This is a genomic window from Novosphingobium sp. THN1 (assembly GCF_003454795.1).
Lineage (GTDB): Bacteria > Pseudomonadota > Alphaproteobacteria > Sphingomonadales > Sphingomonadaceae > Novosphingobium.
Genome location: NZ_CP028347.1, coordinates 1,027,255 through 1,041,112, shown reverse-complemented (window position 1 = coordinate 1,041,112; position 13,858 = coordinate 1,027,255). Strand labels below are relative to the sequence as shown.

The 13,858-nt window shown below is 65.2% G+C and carries 14 protein-coding genes and 1 pseudogene; 10 read left to right on the top strand and 5 right to left on the bottom strand.

Features of this window, described 5'->3' with window-relative positions:
* Positions 1-75: 75 nt before the first annotated feature.
* Positions 76-1,842: a gamma-glutamyltransferase gene (ggt, locus tag C7W88_RS05150; protein WP_118072751.1), complete on the bottom strand. Its 1,767-nt coding sequence runs from the start codon at positions 1,840-1,842 to the stop codon at positions 76-78.
* Between the two features lie 9 nt (positions 1,843-1,851).
* On the bottom strand, positions 1,852-2,901 hold the full coding sequence (locus tag C7W88_RS05145; protein WP_118074583.1) for a quinone-dependent dihydroorotate dehydrogenase: 1,050 nt from the start codon (positions 2,899-2,901) through the stop codon (positions 1,852-1,854).
* Positions 2,902-3,336: 435 nt separating this feature from the next.
* Here C7W88_RS05145 and C7W88_RS05140 point away from each other — a divergent pair, with 435 nt between their 5' ends.
* The 10 genes and pseudogenes from C7W88_RS05140 (at position 3,337) to C7W88_RS05100 (ending at position 10,034) form a co-directional block, all read left to right on the top strand.
* Positions 3,337-3,768, top strand: coding sequence for an SUF system Fe-S cluster assembly regulator (locus C7W88_RS05140; protein ID WP_118072750.1), 432 nt, complete (start codon positions 3,337-3,339; stop codon positions 3,766-3,768).
* Entirely contained in the window at positions 3,765-5,246 is a 1,482-nt protein-coding gene (sufB, locus tag C7W88_RS05135; RefSeq protein WP_118072749.1) for a Fe-S cluster assembly protein SufB, read from the top strand. Before C7W88_RS05140 ends, sufB begins: the two co-directional genes overlap by 4 nt.
* Positions 5,243-5,836 carry a hypothetical protein gene (locus C7W88_RS05130; RefSeq protein ID WP_118072748.1) on the top strand — a complete coding sequence of 198 codons (594 nt, stop codon included), beginning with the start codon at positions 5,243-5,245 and terminating at the stop codon, positions 5,834-5,836. Before sufB ends, C7W88_RS05130 begins: the two co-directional genes overlap by 4 nt.
* Positions 5,836-6,345, top strand: a complete 510-nt coding sequence (locus tag C7W88_RS05125) for an endonuclease domain-containing protein (RefSeq protein ID WP_118072747.1) — start codon at positions 5,836-5,838, stop codon at positions 6,343-6,345. Before C7W88_RS05130 ends, C7W88_RS05125 begins: the two co-directional genes overlap by 1 nt.
* An 11-nt stretch (positions 6,346-6,356) precedes the next feature.
* Positions 6,357-7,100, top strand: a complete 744-nt coding sequence (gene sufC / locus C7W88_RS05120) for a Fe-S cluster assembly ATPase SufC (RefSeq protein WP_118072746.1) — start codon at positions 6,357-6,359, stop codon at positions 7,098-7,100.
* Positions 7,097-7,225: a hypothetical protein gene (locus tag C7W88_RS24335; RefSeq protein ID WP_255418795.1), complete on the top strand. Its 129-nt coding sequence runs from the start codon at positions 7,097-7,099 to the stop codon at positions 7,223-7,225. The genes sufC and C7W88_RS24335 overlap by 4 nt, the downstream gene beginning before the upstream one ends.
* Positions 7,222-7,956, top strand: coding sequence for a SufD family Fe-S cluster assembly protein (locus C7W88_RS05115; protein WP_118074582.1), 735 nt, complete (start codon positions 7,222-7,224; stop codon positions 7,954-7,956). The genes C7W88_RS24335 and C7W88_RS05115 overlap by 4 nt, the downstream gene beginning before the upstream one ends.
* Positions 7,953-9,164 (top strand): cysteine desulfurase, encoded by a 1,212-nt coding sequence (locus C7W88_RS05110; RefSeq protein ID WP_118072745.1) that lies wholly within the window; start codon positions 7,953-7,955, stop codon positions 9,162-9,164. The genes C7W88_RS05115 and C7W88_RS05110 overlap by 4 nt, the downstream gene beginning before the upstream one ends.
* Positions 9,161-9,642: pseudogene (locus C7W88_RS05105) on the top strand (SUF system Fe-S cluster assembly protein). Before C7W88_RS05110 ends, C7W88_RS05105 begins: the two are co-directional and overlap by 4 nt.
* Positions 9,643-9,665: 23 nt before the next feature.
* Complete coding sequence (locus tag C7W88_RS05100) at positions 9,666-10,034, top strand: iron-sulfur cluster assembly accessory protein (RefSeq protein WP_118072744.1); 369 nt, start codon at positions 9,666-9,668, stop codon at positions 10,032-10,034.
* On the opposite strand, the gene C7W88_RS05095 is transcribed toward C7W88_RS05100, so the two are convergent.
* The 3 genes from C7W88_RS05095 to thrS all read right to left on the bottom strand — a co-directional run bounded on the left by C7W88_RS05095 (position 10,031) and on the right by thrS (position 13,772).
* Entirely contained in the window at positions 10,031-10,972 is a 942-nt protein-coding gene (locus C7W88_RS05095) for a hypothetical protein (protein WP_118072743.1), read from the bottom strand. The genes C7W88_RS05100 and C7W88_RS05095 overlap by 4 nt on opposite strands.
* Positions 10,973-11,037: 65 nt before the next feature.
* Positions 11,038-11,736, bottom strand: a complete 699-nt coding sequence (locus C7W88_RS05090; RefSeq protein WP_118072742.1) for a sulfite exporter TauE/SafE family protein — start codon at positions 11,734-11,736, stop codon at positions 11,038-11,040.
* Positions 11,737-11,777: 41 nt separating this feature from the next.
* The gene (gene thrS, locus C7W88_RS05085) at positions 11,778-13,772 is read right to left on the bottom strand and encodes a threonine--tRNA ligase (RefSeq protein ID WP_118072741.1); all 1,995 of its coding nucleotides are present in this window, start codon (positions 13,770-13,772) and stop codon (positions 11,778-11,780) included.
* Positions 13,773-13,858 lie beyond the last annotated feature (86 nt).

The window sequence follows — 13,858 nt, the reverse complement described above, 5'->3', positions numbered from 1 at the left end:
CGGGAACCTAGTGGCCTCGTTCCGCCTCGGCAACCGGGCATCCCATTCGTGCGCCCTAACCTGCGCAATGGCACTTCATGGTGCCACCGCTGCGCCTTCGCTGCGGGGGTCGGCCGCACCGCGCCAGCGGTTGCCGACGCGCTCGATGGCATTGGCCTTGAAAGACGGCGATCGCGCCAGAACTTGCGCATGGCCGAGCTGCTGCAAGGCCGGGATCATCGCTTCAAGGGTGGTGCCTTGTTCGACGAAGACCACGTCACCGCCCGGAGCGAAGATAACCGGCAAGGCGATCGCCTCGCGCGCGAACAGGTCCCAGTCGAGCACGCCGATGATCGCCTTGGCCACTTGCGCGGGGATCGTCACGCCACCGGCCGCGCCGATGGCAAGGCGCAGCTTGCCGTCGGGTCCGTATATCAGTGTCGGCGACATGGAACTGCGCGGGCGCTTGCCGGCTTCGACCCGGTTCGCGGTGGGCTTGCCGTCCTTGTCGGGCACGATGTTGAAATCGGTCAGCTCGTTGTTGAGATAGTAGCCTCCCACCATAAGGCCCGATCCGAACGGACCTTCGATGGTCGAGGTATAGCTTGCGGCATTGCCCCACCTGTCCACGGCGACAAAGTGCGTCGTGCCGTTCTCTTCCTGCGGATCGGCCTTGGCGAAGGCCAGCCTGGCTCCCGGTGGGGTGCCGGGCGACACGATGCCGAGCGACGTGCTTTCGGAAATCAGGGCGGAACGCGCGGCGAGATAGGCGGGATCGGTCAGCCCCGCCACCGGCACCGACACGAAATCGCTGTCAGCCAGGTACTGGTCGCGGTCGGCATAGGCGAGGCGCTGCGACTCCGCGATCAGGTGCCACGACACCGGGTTGGCGGCCCCGAGCGCCTTCATGTCGAAGCGTTCGAGCTGCTTGAGGATGGCGAACACGGTGGTGGCGCCCGATGAAGGCGGCCCCATTCCGCAGATGCGCCAGGCACGATACTGGCCACAGACAGGCGGCCGGGCGATGGCCTTGTATCCGGCAATGTCGGCTGTCGTCATCGGTGAGGGATTGCGCGGCGCCGTGCCCACTTCGGTGGCGATCAGCGTGGCGTTCTCGCCTGCGTAGAAACTGTCGGCGCCGCGTGCCGCGACTGTTTCGAGAGTGGCGGCCAGCGCGGGGTTGCGCACAAGCGTGCCGACGGCAAGCGGCTGTCCGTCAGCGCCATAGAACATGGCCCGTGCCTCGGGATCGAGCGCGCCGGTGCGGCTGGCCGCAGCAAGAATCGCTCGCAGGCGCGGCGTGATCTCGAACCCTTCGCGGGCTAGGCGGATCGCGGGCTGGAACAGGGTTCGCCACGAAAGCCGACCCTTGCCATTGTGCGCCAGCGCGGCGAGTCGCAGGTTGCCCGGTACGCCGACGCTGCGGCCGCCCGGGATGGCGTCGCGATAAGGCAGCGGCTTGCCGTCGGCGTAGAACCACTGCGGTGTTGCCGCCTTGGGAGCCGTCTCGCGGCCATCGATCGTTTCGACCTTGCCTGCCGCATCGCCCAGCACAAGGAATCCCCCGCCGCCAATGCCGGAGCTTTGTGGCTCGACCACGGTCAGCGCCAGCATCGTGGCTATGGCGGCGTCGGTCGCGCTGCCGCCAAGCCGCAGCATCTGCACGCCAGCTTCGGCAGCGCGCGGATCTGCTGCGGAGACGAGGCCCGCGCTGTCTACCGGGACGCCCTCGGTCGCAGCGGCCATCGGCGCGGGACGGGATGGGGCAATCGTCGCGCTGGGCGGAGGAACGCAGCCGCTGACGAGCAATGCGACGAGCGGCGTGGCCAGGCTGGCGGATTTCAGAATGCAGGGGACTGACATGCCCCCTTGCTATTCGGTGCCGACCGCCTCGGCAATGGACGTCATGCCGGCTTCGCGGACCTTGCGTTCAAGTCCTGCGACCAGACGCTTGGCAAGGCCGGGGCCCTCGAATACCATCGCGCTATAAATCTGGATCAGGCTGGCCCCGGCCCGGATGCGGGCCCAGGCATCCTCGACCGTTGCAATCCCGCCCACGCCGATCAGCGGAATCGCCCCGCCGCTGGCTTTGCGGAAATCGCGCAGGCGCTGCAGCGCAAGCTCGCGCAACGGTTCACCCGAAAGACCGCCAGCCTCCCCGGCATGGGCCGAGCGCAATGCCGGACGGGTGATCGTGGTGTTCGAAACGATCAATGCGGCCAGCCGCTTTTCAAGAGCGATGCGGCAGATCGCATCGATGTCCGACGGCTCGAGGTCGGGCGCAAGCTTGAGGAAGATCGGCACGTTCATGTTGCCGCGCGCCTCGATCACCCCGTCCAGCAGGGCCGAGAGCGCACCTTCATCCTGCAACGCGCGAAGGCCCGGCGTGTTCGGCGATGAAATGTTGACGGTGAGATAGGATGCCAGCGGGGCCATGAGCCGCGTCATCTGCGCATAGTCGGCAATGCGGTCGGCCGAATCCTTGTTCGCGCCGATGTTCACGCCAACGATGCCGGGCAGGCCATGCTTGCCCGTCTCACGGCGGCGGATCAGGCGGTTCGTTACTGCCTGTGCGCCTTCGTTGTTGAAGCCCATCCGGTTGATCACGGCCCGATCCTCGATCAGGCGGAACAACCGCGGCTTCGGATTGCCTTCCTGCGGAAGCGGCGTGACCGTGCCCACCTCGACAAAGCCGAACCCCAGCCCGAGCATGGCGTCGGGCACTTCGGCGTTCTTGTCGAAACCCGGGGCCATGCCCAGCGGGTTGGGAAAGGCGATGCCGGCGATGCGCTGGGCGAGATTTGGCGTTGGCGCCAGCCTGCTCGAAGGCGGATTGATCGCGAGTGCGCGGATGGTCAGGCGATGCGCAGGTTCGGCAGGGATCCGGAAGATCAGAGGGCGCAGCAGCGAATATGGCGTCACGGGCAAACGGTTCCGGATTCTGCAAATGGTGAAGGACGAATCGGGGCCGATCCCGATGCGCCATGCCGCCGGACTGCCCCGCCAGAGTCTTTGCGATGTAATCTTCTGTCGGCCAACCCTGTTCTTCTCGAATCTGACAGCAATTGTAATTGATTGCGCTTGGTATGTTGCGCATTTGCCACCGGAATTGTCGAATCCATACAATTCTCTCCAAGGGCTTCTGCTTAGTAAGGCGCTGCGACCCGAAGGGCTCGGTGCAGTTCTGCAACGAGTTCTCGACTTTGAGGCGGCCGGCGCTCCCAGTGAGCGCGGCCGCCCTTTTTTTGCCTCTCTCATTTTTGAGCAAGCGCCCGCTTGTGCCGGCAAGGCCCCGCGCCTAGATAACCGGAGTGATTCGGTCCGATTTGTTCGGGCCGCTATTCGGGACCCTGCCAGATGCGCCTTTCGAGCATGGCCGATTACGCCGTCGTCACGATGACCGCTGCCGCGCGCCATTGCGGGCAGAGCCGCGTCTGCGCGCAACAGCTAGCCGACGAAACCGGCTTGCCGGTGCCGACCGTGCAGAAGCTGGTCAGCAAGCTTTCGGCGGCTGGGCTGCTCAAGTCCGTTCGCGGTGCGCGTGGCGGGCTCAAGCTGGCGCGCCCGGCTGCGGCTATCACTTTGGCCGATATCGTCGAAGCCGTGGAAGGCCCCATTGCGCTCACGCCCTGCAGCGAGCATGGGCGCCATGATTGCACGCTGGAAAGCGCGTGCACCGTCCGTCCGCACTGGCCTGCCGTCGATGCCGCACTTCGCGGCGCGCTGGCTGGCATACCGCTCACCCAATTGTCCCGTCCTGCCGCAGCGGTGACGGAGGTTATGGCATGACCGAGAACGTCGAAGTGAAAGACCAGGCCGCCCGTGAAGCCGCTGCCAAAGTGGCCGAGTACGAGCACGGCTGGTCGTCGGATATCGAGCAGGAGTACGGACCCAAGGGTCTGTCCGAGGACACCGTCCGCTACATCTCGGCCAAGAAGGACGAGCCGGAGTGGATGCTCGAATGGCGGCTCAAGGCCTATCGCCACTGGCTGACCATGCCCACGCCCGATTGGGCGAAGCTTAACATCCCGCCGATCGACTATCAGGACGCCTATTACTGGGCTGCGCCCAAGGCCAAGCCCAAGCTCGGCAGCCTTGACGAGGTCGATCCTGAAATCCTGCGCGTCTATGAAAAGCTCGGCATTCCGCTGGAAGAGCAGAAAGTGCTCGCCGGCGTCGAAGGCGCGCGCAAGATCGCGGTGGACGCCGTGTTCGACAGCGTCAGCGTCGCCACCACCTTCCGCAAGGAACTGGAAACGGCAGGCGTGATCTTCCGTTCGATCTCCGAGGCGATCCGCGAATATCCCGATCTCGTTAAGAAGTGGCTGGGGAAGGTCGTGCCGATGCACGACAACTACTTCGCCACGCTCAACTGCGCGGTCTTCTCCGACGGCACCTTCGTCTACATCCCCGAAGGCGTGCGCTGCCCGATGGAACTCTCGACCTATTTCCGCATCAACGCGGAAAACACCGGTCAGTTCGAACGCACCCTGATCGTTGCCGACAAGGGCTCATACGTCTCCTACCTCGAAGGCTGCACTGCCCCGCAGCGCGATGAGAACCAGCTCCACGCCGCGGTGGTTGAACTCGTCGCGCTCGACGATGCCGAGATCAAGTATTCCACCGTGCAGAACTGGTATCCCGGCGATGCTGAAGGCAAGGGCGGCATCTACAACTTCGTGACCAAGCGCGCGCTTTGCCAGGGTGCCCGCTCCAAGGTCTCGTGGACGCAGGTCGAAACCGGTTCCGCGATCACCTGGAAGTATCCGTCCTGCGTGTTGAATGGCGAGGATTCGGTGGGCGAGTTCTACTCGGTCGCCGTCACCAACAATTACCAGCAGGCCGATACCGGCACCAAGATGATCCACAACGGCAAGGGGTCGCGCTCGACCATCGTGTCGAAGGGCATCTCGGCGGGCAAGAGCAACAACACCTATCGCGGCCTCGTCCGCGTTGCCCCGCAGGCCGAAGGTGTGCGCAACTTCACCCAGTGCGACAGCCTGCTGCTGGGCGCGGAATGCGGCGCACACACTGTGCCCTACATCGAAGTGCGCAACCCCAGCGCCACGATCGAACACGAAGCCACCACCAGCAAGATCAGCGACGACCAGCTGTTCTACGCGATGCAGCGCGGTCTCGATCAGGAAAGCGCCGTCGCCCTGATCGTCAACGGCTTCGCCCGCGAGGTGCTGCAGCAACTGCCGATGGAGTTTGCCGTCGAAGCGCAGAAGCTGCTTGGCATTAGCCTTGAAGGCAGCGTGGGATGAGCCTTTCAGAAAGCGATCTGTTTCTCGACTTCTCCGCCGTCCCTTCGGCGGATGCGATCGTGCGCAAGATTGCCGAATACAGGCATGCGATTGCCTTTCCGGCTGGTTTCGACACCACCGACAAGGCTCATTCGGGCTGGGTGCCAGCCTTGCTGAATGGCGTCGACACCGGTTTCGATTACGTGGTCATGTCGCGCCAGCAGTATGTCGGGAATGACCCGGAAGCCCCCGCCTGGCCCGAGCATGGCGATACCGCTCTGGCATTCGCGGCGCGCGGGCATCAGAGCTCCATTCTCGCCGTCTCTCTCGTCCAGCGGGCAATCTGCGAACTTTCCGACGCGCAGGGCTGGTGGCAGGAAGGCGGAGAACGCCTCGGCAATGCCGACATGATCAAACTTTGCATCGCAACGATCAAGGCGATCGAGGCGAACCCCGCTCCGGCGGAGCCCCGGCGCAAGGCGTCGAAGGTCAGCGCCGAGGACAAGCGCTTTGCAATCAAGACGCTGATCATCTTCGGGTCCGTGCTGGTCGGCATTTACGTGCTGAGCGCTCTGGCCGGTTACCTTTTCGCGCCAAGGACGGCACACTGATGAAAAAGACCCTTACCCTCCGCCCCGTCGGCGAACGCGCCGAGGCGCCGAAGATCCAGAAGAAGGGTCGCGGCTGGGCCATTTCCGGATCGCGGCTCGACGCGATTCATGAGCGCGCGCGCCAGCTGCGCCGCGAGCCGGACGAGGCGCACCTCGCTCTGGCCGATGAACTCGCCAAGGAAGACCTCGGCAAGTACAAGTTCAAGCGCTACGCCGTGATCGGCTCGGCCATCGTCGATTTCGCCAGCCAGCCGCTGAAGCTGGTGATTGCGCTCGACCGTGGCGAGGCTCCGGAGATCGAGCGCCGCCGCGATGCCAGCCTTGCCGAAGTCGGCATCAAGGTGATCCGCTACGATGCTGCCGAAGTGCTGGGCGATCCCGAGGGTGCCTGCGCCGCCGTGCTGCGCGCAATGAAGGCCCGCTACGACGAGCTGCGCGCCGCCTCGCGTCCTTCGCGCCCGTCCTATTCCCGCTCCGGCGCCCGCCCGCAGCGTCCCGCTCGCGGTTGAGAGACAGACCCATGCTCAACATCCAGAACCTCCAGGCCAGTGTTGCCGACAAGCCGATCCTCAAGGGTCTTTCGCTCACCATCAACGCGGGCGAGATCCACGCGATCATGGGGCCGAACGGCGCAGGCAAGTCGACGCTCGGCTACACCCTCGGCGGTCGTCCGGGCTATGAAGTGACCGGCGGCACGGCGACATTGGACGGCACCGACCTGTTCGAACTCGAACCGCACGAACGCGCCGCTGCCGGCCTGTTCCTCGGCTTCCAGTACCCGGTCGAAATCCCAGGCGTCTCCTTCGTTCAGTTCCTGCGCGAATCCGCCAATGCCCAGCGCAAGGCGCGGGGCGAGGCTCCACTTTCCGGCGGCGAATTCCTCAAGCTGGCCAAGGAAAAGGCGGGCCTGCTGCGCATGGACATGGACATGCTCAAGCGCCCCGTGAACGTCGGCTTCTCGGGCGGCGAGAAGAAGCGCGCCGAGATGGTCCAGATGGGCATCCTCGATCCCAAGATCGCCATCCTCGACGAGACCGACTCCGGCCTGGATATCGACGCGCTGCGCATCTGCGGCGAAGGCATCAATGCGATCATGCGCAAGAGCGACAAGGCCGTGCTGCTGATCACCCACTACCAGCGCCTGCTCGATTACGTGAAGCCCGACTTCGTTCACGTCCTTGCCGGTGGCCGCATCGTCAAGAGCGGTGGCCCTGAACTCGCGCTCGAACTCGAAGAGCACGGTTACGAGGCCGTCGCGGCATGACGGCCCGTTCTTCCGTCACCCCGGCGCAGGCCGGGGCCCATGACCTCAGCGATTGCGCGCTGATGCCAGCGTCGATGGACCCCGGCCTGCGCCGGGGTGACGCGGAATTGGAGTGGGCGCTGTGACCTCGGTTGCGCTCCCCACCCGCAGGCAAGAGGCCTTCCGCTACGCCGACCTCGCGGCGCTGGAAGCGATCTGGCCGTTGCCGGTGCAGGAAATCCGCGTCGCTGCGGGCGAGACGGGCGCGAGTGCGGTCGTGCTCGATGGCGCGAACGATGCCGCGCAGGACATCGTCATCACGTTGGAAGACGGCGCGGAGTATGACCTGCGCCTGCTCAACGCCGGGTCCGCCTATGGCCGCATCGCGGTCAAGGTGACGCTCGGCAAGGGCGCGAAGTTCCACCTCGGCGCGGCGCAGATTGCAGGCGGCGAACAGACCGCGGAGATCGTCACCGAAGTCGTCCATGCGCAGCCCGATGCCGTGTCGAGCCAGGTCGTGCGCTCGGTCCTTGGCGGCAAGGCCACCGGCACTTACCTAGGCCGCGTCGTCGTGGCGCGCGGGGCGATCGGCACCGATGGCGAACAGTCGATCCGTGCCATGCTGCTCGATCGCACCGCCACTGCCAACGCGCGCCCGGAACTCGAAATTTACGCCGACGACGTAAAGTGCGCGCATGGCTGCGCGGTTGGCGAACTCGATCAGCAGAGCCTGTTCTACCTCGCCCAGCGCGGCCTCCCGCCCGCCGAGGCCAAGAAGCTCATGCTCCACGCCTTTATCGCCGAGGCCTTCGTCGGCGCGGCTGACGAGGAATCGCTGACCGAGGCCGCGCTCAAGGCACTGGATGCCGTGCTGTGACAGTCGAGGCGCTCACCCGCACCGCAGAGTGGCCCGGCCTCGTCAATCCTGACGGCAGCCGCTGGCACTATCTCGATACCGCCGCGACCGCGCAGAAGCCGCAAGTGGTGATCGATGCGATGGTGCGCGCGCTGGGCAGCGACTATGCTACCGTCCATCGCGGCGTCTACGCACGCTCGGCGGACATGACGCTCGCGTTCGAAGCCGCCCGCCGCAAGGTTGCCGCGCTTGTCGGCGGTGCCGAGAACGAACTCGTCTTCACCCGCGGCGCGACCGAGGCGATCAATCTCGTCGCGCAGACCTGGGGCCAAGCCAACCTCAAGGCCGGCGACCGCGTCCTCATCTCCACGCTCGAACACCACGCCAACATCGTGCCGTGGCAGATGCTGCGCGATCGTACCGGCGTCGAGATCGACGTCTGCCCGCTAACCGAGGACGGCCTGATCGATCTCGCCGCTGCCGAGCGCATCCTTACCCCGGCGCACAAGCTGGTGGCCTTCGCCCACGTATCGAACGTGCTTGGCTCCACGCTTGATGCTCCGCGCGCGGTCGCCCTGGCGCGCAGCGTCGGTGCGAAGATCCTGCTCGACGGCTGCCAGTCGGTCGCCCGCCTCACCGTCGATGTGAAGGCGCTGGACGCGGATTTCTACGTCTTCTCCGCGCACAAGCTCTATGGCCCAACCGGCATCGGGGCACTCTGGGCCAGGGCCGAGATCCTTGATGCCATGCCTCCGTGGCAGGGCGGTGGCGCGATGATCGACAAGGTCACTTTCGAGAAGACCACTTACGCCCCTGCGCCGCAGCGCTTCGAGGCGGGCACTCCCGCCATTGTTGAGGCCATTGGCTTCGGCGCTGCGGTCGATTTCGTGAAGGCACAAGGGCTCGACGCCATCCACGCCCACGAATGCGCCCTTGTCGCCAAGGCGCGTGAGGCACTGCGCGGCATGAATTCGGTGCGCCTGTTCGGGCCGGAAGACAGTGCCGGCATCCTCAGCTTCGCGCTTGAAGGTGTCCATCCGCACGACCTTGGCACGATCCTTGACGAGGAAGGCGTGGCCATCCGCGCCGGACACCATTGCGCCCAGCCGCTGATGGCGCATCTCGGTGTGCCCGCCACCGCCCGTGCCAGTTTCGGCATCTACAGCGATGAAAGCGATATCGCCGCGCTCGTGCGCGGGATCGAAAGGACCAAGAGGATTTTCGGATGAGCGACAACGATCCCAAATTCGCGGTCGAAGAGGTCGAGGCTGTATCGGCCCCAAGCGCGCCTTCGTCGAGGACGCAGTTGAAGAGACGCCCGCCGAAAAGCTGGAGCGCAAGCGTGACTATCTCGAAGGCTTCCTCGCGGCAAAGCCGGAAGCAGTCTCCTCGGGCGAACCCGGTGGCGACATCTACGAAGGCGTGATTGCGGCGCTCAAGGAGATCTTCGACCCGGAAATCCCGGTCAATATCTATGACCTCGGCCTGATCTACGGCGTCGATGTCTCGGATGACGGCCACGTCGACGTCACGATGACGCTCACCACGCCGCATTGCCCGGTCGCGGAATCGATGCCGGGCGAAGTGGAACTGCGCGTCTCTGCCGTCCCCGGCGTGCGCGATGCAGAAGTCAATCTCGTCTGGGACCCGGCCTGGGATCCCGCCAAGATGAGCGATGAAGCCAAGCTCGAACTGGGAATGCTCTGAACGCTCCCCATATAGGTGTCACCATGACGACCGAAACGCAGACCAAGCCCCGCCGCCCCCGCCCCGCCGCCGTGATCCTCACGGCCAGTGCCGAGGCGCGCGTGGCGCACCTGATGGCAACGGCACCCGAAGGCGCGATCGGCGTGAAGCTTTCGACGCCCCGCCGCGGCTGCTCGGGGTTGGCCTATTCGGTCGATTATGTGACCGAAGCCAACCCGCTCGATGAGAAGATTGAAACCCCCGGCGGCTTGTTCTTCATCGACAGTGCCTCGGTGCTCTACCTTATCGGCAGCACGATGGACTGGCAGGAAGACGATTTCACCGCCGGCTTCGTGTTCCAGAACCCGAACGCCAAGGGTTCGTGCGGCTGCGGCGAGAGCTTTACCGTCTAGCTCTCGGCGAGGAATTTCAGGAGCGCCTTTTCCAGCGCATCAACCTGATCGTCGGCGTCGATCCGTGCCTGCAGCCACAGGTTCTCCGCCTCGGTAACGGCGTGATCCCGCATCGCCTCGCCGTCGATGTCACGGCCCGGTTGCTTGCGCCCGAATCCCACTTCGCGAAGCGCCCGTACGAAGTTGCCGGTATCGACCTTTGCCATGCGGACGAAAAACTGGCCAACATGGGTGGAGCGGTCGTCCATGAAGGCTTCGAGTTCACTCGCGCGTTCGCGGCTTATCCCCTTTGCGCCATTCCAGCCCTGCAGGTAGTTGGCTACGCCCTGCACGAACAGGCGCTCCCAATCGGGGGTATTGCTTGCTCCCAGTGTCGCGTCTTTCAGGCGGAACAGCATTTCCGCCTCGCGCTGGCTGACCGCTGCTGGGCGATCGCCGCCCGCCGCAAAGATCGTGCGCCGGATCATCGTGCATTCGGCTGACGTGATGCAACCGGGTTCGAAGGCCCCGCCAGCGCGCGTCGGTCCTTCGCCGGTCAGCACTTCGCGTTCGATCTGCTGCAGCACGAACGCCCGCAGCGCTTCAGGCGCGGACTCTGCCCTTTCCAATGCGCGGACCAGCAGTTCCAGTTCGGTAAGCGTGTCCACCTTGCCGTCGTGCGATACCCGCTCAATCAGCCAGTTGGCGTTTTCTTCAGAGATATGTCCGCGCGGCGCAGTGCCGTTGACGAGAAACTCGACCAGCGCTTCCACGAAGAAGTCCGACCACTCCTGCGTCGGTTCGCCGATGTGATCATTGAGGACAAAGATCGCCTCGGCTTCGTCCGGATCGATCCTGCCATCGGGCCAGGCGGCGCGGCGCAATTCGAGAACTTCCTGTGCAGAAATTACGCCATCCTCGGCAGCCTGCTCGGCCAGAGCGCGGAAATGCAAGGTCATGCGTGTCGGTCCCTCAAGCCACGGATCGCAGCCCGACCTAAGGGAAACCGCTTAATTTGCGGTTATCAGCCGATCAGCCGCGCGATCGCCATCAGGCCCGAAACCGCGAGCAGGAAGCCGACGAACCCGCGCCAGGCCGCATCGCTGACCTTGCCAAAGGCGCGGGTGCCGAAGTGATTGCCGATCAGCACCGGCACGAACAGCACCACCGCGAAGAGCGCATCGCGCCACGATGCCAGCTGCAACGCCAGCGCCGCCGCCGTGCTGGCGATGGACGTGAGCAGGAACACCGTCAGCATCGATGCACGCGCCACTTCGCGCGGAATCGGCCGACGCAGGTAGTAAGGCACAACGGGCGGCCCCGGCATCCCGGCGAACCCGGTCAGCAGGCCCGCCGCCGCTCCGGTAAGGCCCGTCTCCACCTTCCCCGGCGCATGTCCGGGCCTGGCAGGCAGCAGCACCATCGCGAACGCCCCGATCGCCACCACCGCGATCAGCACCCGCGCCACCTCCTGCGGCGTCGCGAACAGGGCCAGCAGGCCGACCGGCGTCAGCAACATGGCAAGGCCGCCAATCACCCCGGCGCTCTTCTCGCCCGCGTTCCACACCTTGCGCGCGCCGACCAGCCCGATCAGCAGCCCGAGCATGTTGGATACGACCACCGCTTCGCCCGGCGGAATCACCAGCCCGATCAGCGGCACCAGCAGGATCGCCATGCCAAACCCCGCCAGCCCGCGCACGAAGGCGGCAACGAATGCCGCCAGTGCACAAAGGCCGAGCGAAAGGAGCGGCAGGTCGAGCGTGATCAGCTCCGAAGATCCGGCGGCGTCGCCTCGCCCTTGAGCAGGGCAATCGCCTCGTCCAGTGACACCACCTTCTGGTGCTGTTCGCCCAGCGTGCGGATCGCCACGGTGCCTTCCTCCGCCTCGCGCTTGCCCACTACCAGCAGGTAGGGGACCTTCTGCAGCGAGTGTTCGCGCACCTTGTAGTTGATCTTTTCGTTGCGCAGGTCGGTCTCGGCCCGGATGCCCGCCGCCTTCAGCTTGGCGAGCGCGTCCCTGGCATAGTCGTCAGCGTCCGAAACGATCGTCGCGACGACAGCCTGCACCGGAGCCAGCCACGCCGGCAGGCGTCCGGCAAAGTGCTCGATCAGGATGCCGATGAACCGCTCGTAGCTCCCGAAGATCGCTCGGTGCAGCATGACCGGGCGGTGCTTCTCGCCATCCTCGCCGATATAGGTCGCATCGAGCCGTTCCGGCAGCACGCGGTCGGACTGGATCGTGCCGACCTGCCAGGTGCGGCCGATCGCGTCGGTCAGGTGCCATTCCAGCTTGGGCGCATAGAACGCACCTTCGCCCGGCAGTTCCTCCCAGCCGTACTCTTCGGTCGCAAGCCCTGCGCGGACCACGGCGGCGCGTAGTTCGCTCTCGGCCTTGTCCCACATCTCCTCGGTGCCGAAGCGCTTTTCCGGGCGCAGCGCCAGCTTGATCGAATAGGTGAAGCCGAAGTGCTTGTAGATGCGGTCAGCCAGTTCGCAGAACGCCTGCACTTCCGAAACGATCTGGTCCTCGCGGCAGAAGATGTGCGCGTCGTCCTGCGTGAACTGGCGCACGCGCATCAGCCCGTGCAGCGCGCCGTGCGGCTCGTTGCGGTGGCAGCAGCCGTTTTCGTAGAGGCGCAAGGGCAGTTCGCGGTAGGACTTGATGCCCTGCCGGAAGATCAGCACGTGCGCCGGGCAGTTCATCGGCTTCAATGCCATCCAGTCGGCATCGTCCGAAACGATGGGGCCTTCGTCCTCGACGTTCGGCACTTCGTCGGGGATGACGAACATGTTCTCGCGGTACTTGCCCCAGTGGCCGGACTGCTCCCACTGGCGCGCGTCCATGACCTGCGGAGTCTTGACCTCGCGATAGCCCGCCCCGTCGATGGCGCGGCGCATGTAGGCTTCGAGCTCGCGCCAGATCAGATAGCCCTTGGGGTGCCAGAACACGGAGCCGTGCGCTTCCTGCTGGAGATGGAACAAGTCCATCTCGTTGCCCAGCTTGCGATGGTCGCGCTTGGCCGCTTCTTCCAGCCGCGTCAGGTGTGCATCGAGCTGCTTCTTGTTGAGCCAGCCGGTGCCATAGACGCGGCTCAGCATCGCGTTCTTCTGGTCGCCTCGCCAGTAAGCCCCCGAAACGCGCGTCAGCTTGAACGCCTGCGGATCCAGCTTGCCGGTCGAAGGCAAGTGCGGCCCGCGGCACATGTCGAGCCAGTCGTCGCCCGACCAGTAGACCGTCAGCTCTTCGCCCTCGGGCAATTCGGCGGCCCATTCTGCCTTGAAGTTCTCGCCCTGCTGCTTCCAGCGGCTGATCAGCTGCTCGCGGCTCCACACTTCGCGGCGCAGCGGCTTGTTGGCGGCGATGATCTTGCGCATTTCCGCCTCGATCGCCGGCAGGTCCTCGTCGGTGAAGGGGCGCTCGGCGGGTGCGAAGTCGTAATAGAAGCCGTCGTCCGTGCTCGGACCAAACGTGATCTGCGTGCCCGGGAACAGCGCCTGCACCGCTTCGGCGAGGATATGGGCATAGTCATGCCGCGCCAGGTCCAGCGCCTCGGCTTCGTCCTTGGCCGTCACCAGCGCCAGTTGCGCGTCCGCCGTGAAGGGCCGCGTCAGGTCTACCAGCTCGCCATCGACCTTCGCTGCCAGCGCTGCCTTGGCAAGGCCGGGGCCGATTGCGGCGGCGATGTCGGCCGGAGTGCTGCCGGGCGCAACCTCGCGCACGGAACCATCGGGCAGGGTGATCTTCAGCAACTCGGACATGCGGGTCTCTCTGCAATCTCGTGGCAGCGCTTTGGCACAGGAGCGCCGCCACCGGAAGGGCGCGCATCAGGCAATTCGGTCGGTTC

What these genes read in the sequence shown, in the direction of transcription:
- ggt (WP_118072751.1), bottom strand. Translation starts at nt 1,842, where the DNA reads ATGTCAGTCCCCTGCATTCTGAAATCCGCCAGCCTGGCCACGCCGCTC.
- C7W88_RS05140 (WP_118072750.1), top strand. Translation starts at nt 3,337, where the DNA reads ATGCGCCTTTCGAGCATGGCCGATTACGCCGTCGTCACGATGACCGCT.
- sufB (WP_118072749.1), top strand. Translation starts at nt 3,765, where the DNA reads ATGACCGAGAACGTCGAAGTGAAAGACCAGGCCGCCCGTGAAGCCGCT.
- C7W88_RS05130 (WP_118072748.1), top strand. Translation starts at nt 5,243, where the DNA reads ATGAGCCTTTCAGAAAGCGATCTGTTTCTCGACTTCTCCGCCGTCCCT.
- C7W88_RS05125 (WP_118072747.1), top strand. Translation starts at nt 5,836, where the DNA reads ATGAAAAAGACCCTTACCCTCCGCCCCGTCGGCGAACGCGCCGAGGCG.
- sufC (WP_118072746.1), top strand. Translation starts at nt 6,357, where the DNA reads ATGCTCAACATCCAGAACCTCCAGGCCAGTGTTGCCGACAAGCCGATC.
- C7W88_RS24335 (WP_255418795.1), top strand. Translation starts at nt 7,097, where the DNA reads ATGACGGCCCGTTCTTCCGTCACCCCGGCGCAGGCCGGGGCCCATGAC.
- C7W88_RS05100 (WP_118072744.1), top strand. Translation starts at nt 9,666, where the DNA reads ATGACGACCGAAACGCAGACCAAGCCCCGCCGCCCCCGCCCCGCCGCC.
- C7W88_RS05095 (WP_118072743.1), bottom strand. Translation starts at nt 10,972, where the DNA reads ATGACCTTGCATTTCCGCGCTCTGGCCGAGCAGGCTGCCGAGGATGGC.
- thrS (WP_118072741.1), bottom strand. Translation starts at nt 13,772, where the DNA reads ATGTCCGAGTTGCTGAAGATCACCCTGCCCGATGGTTCCGTGCGCGAG.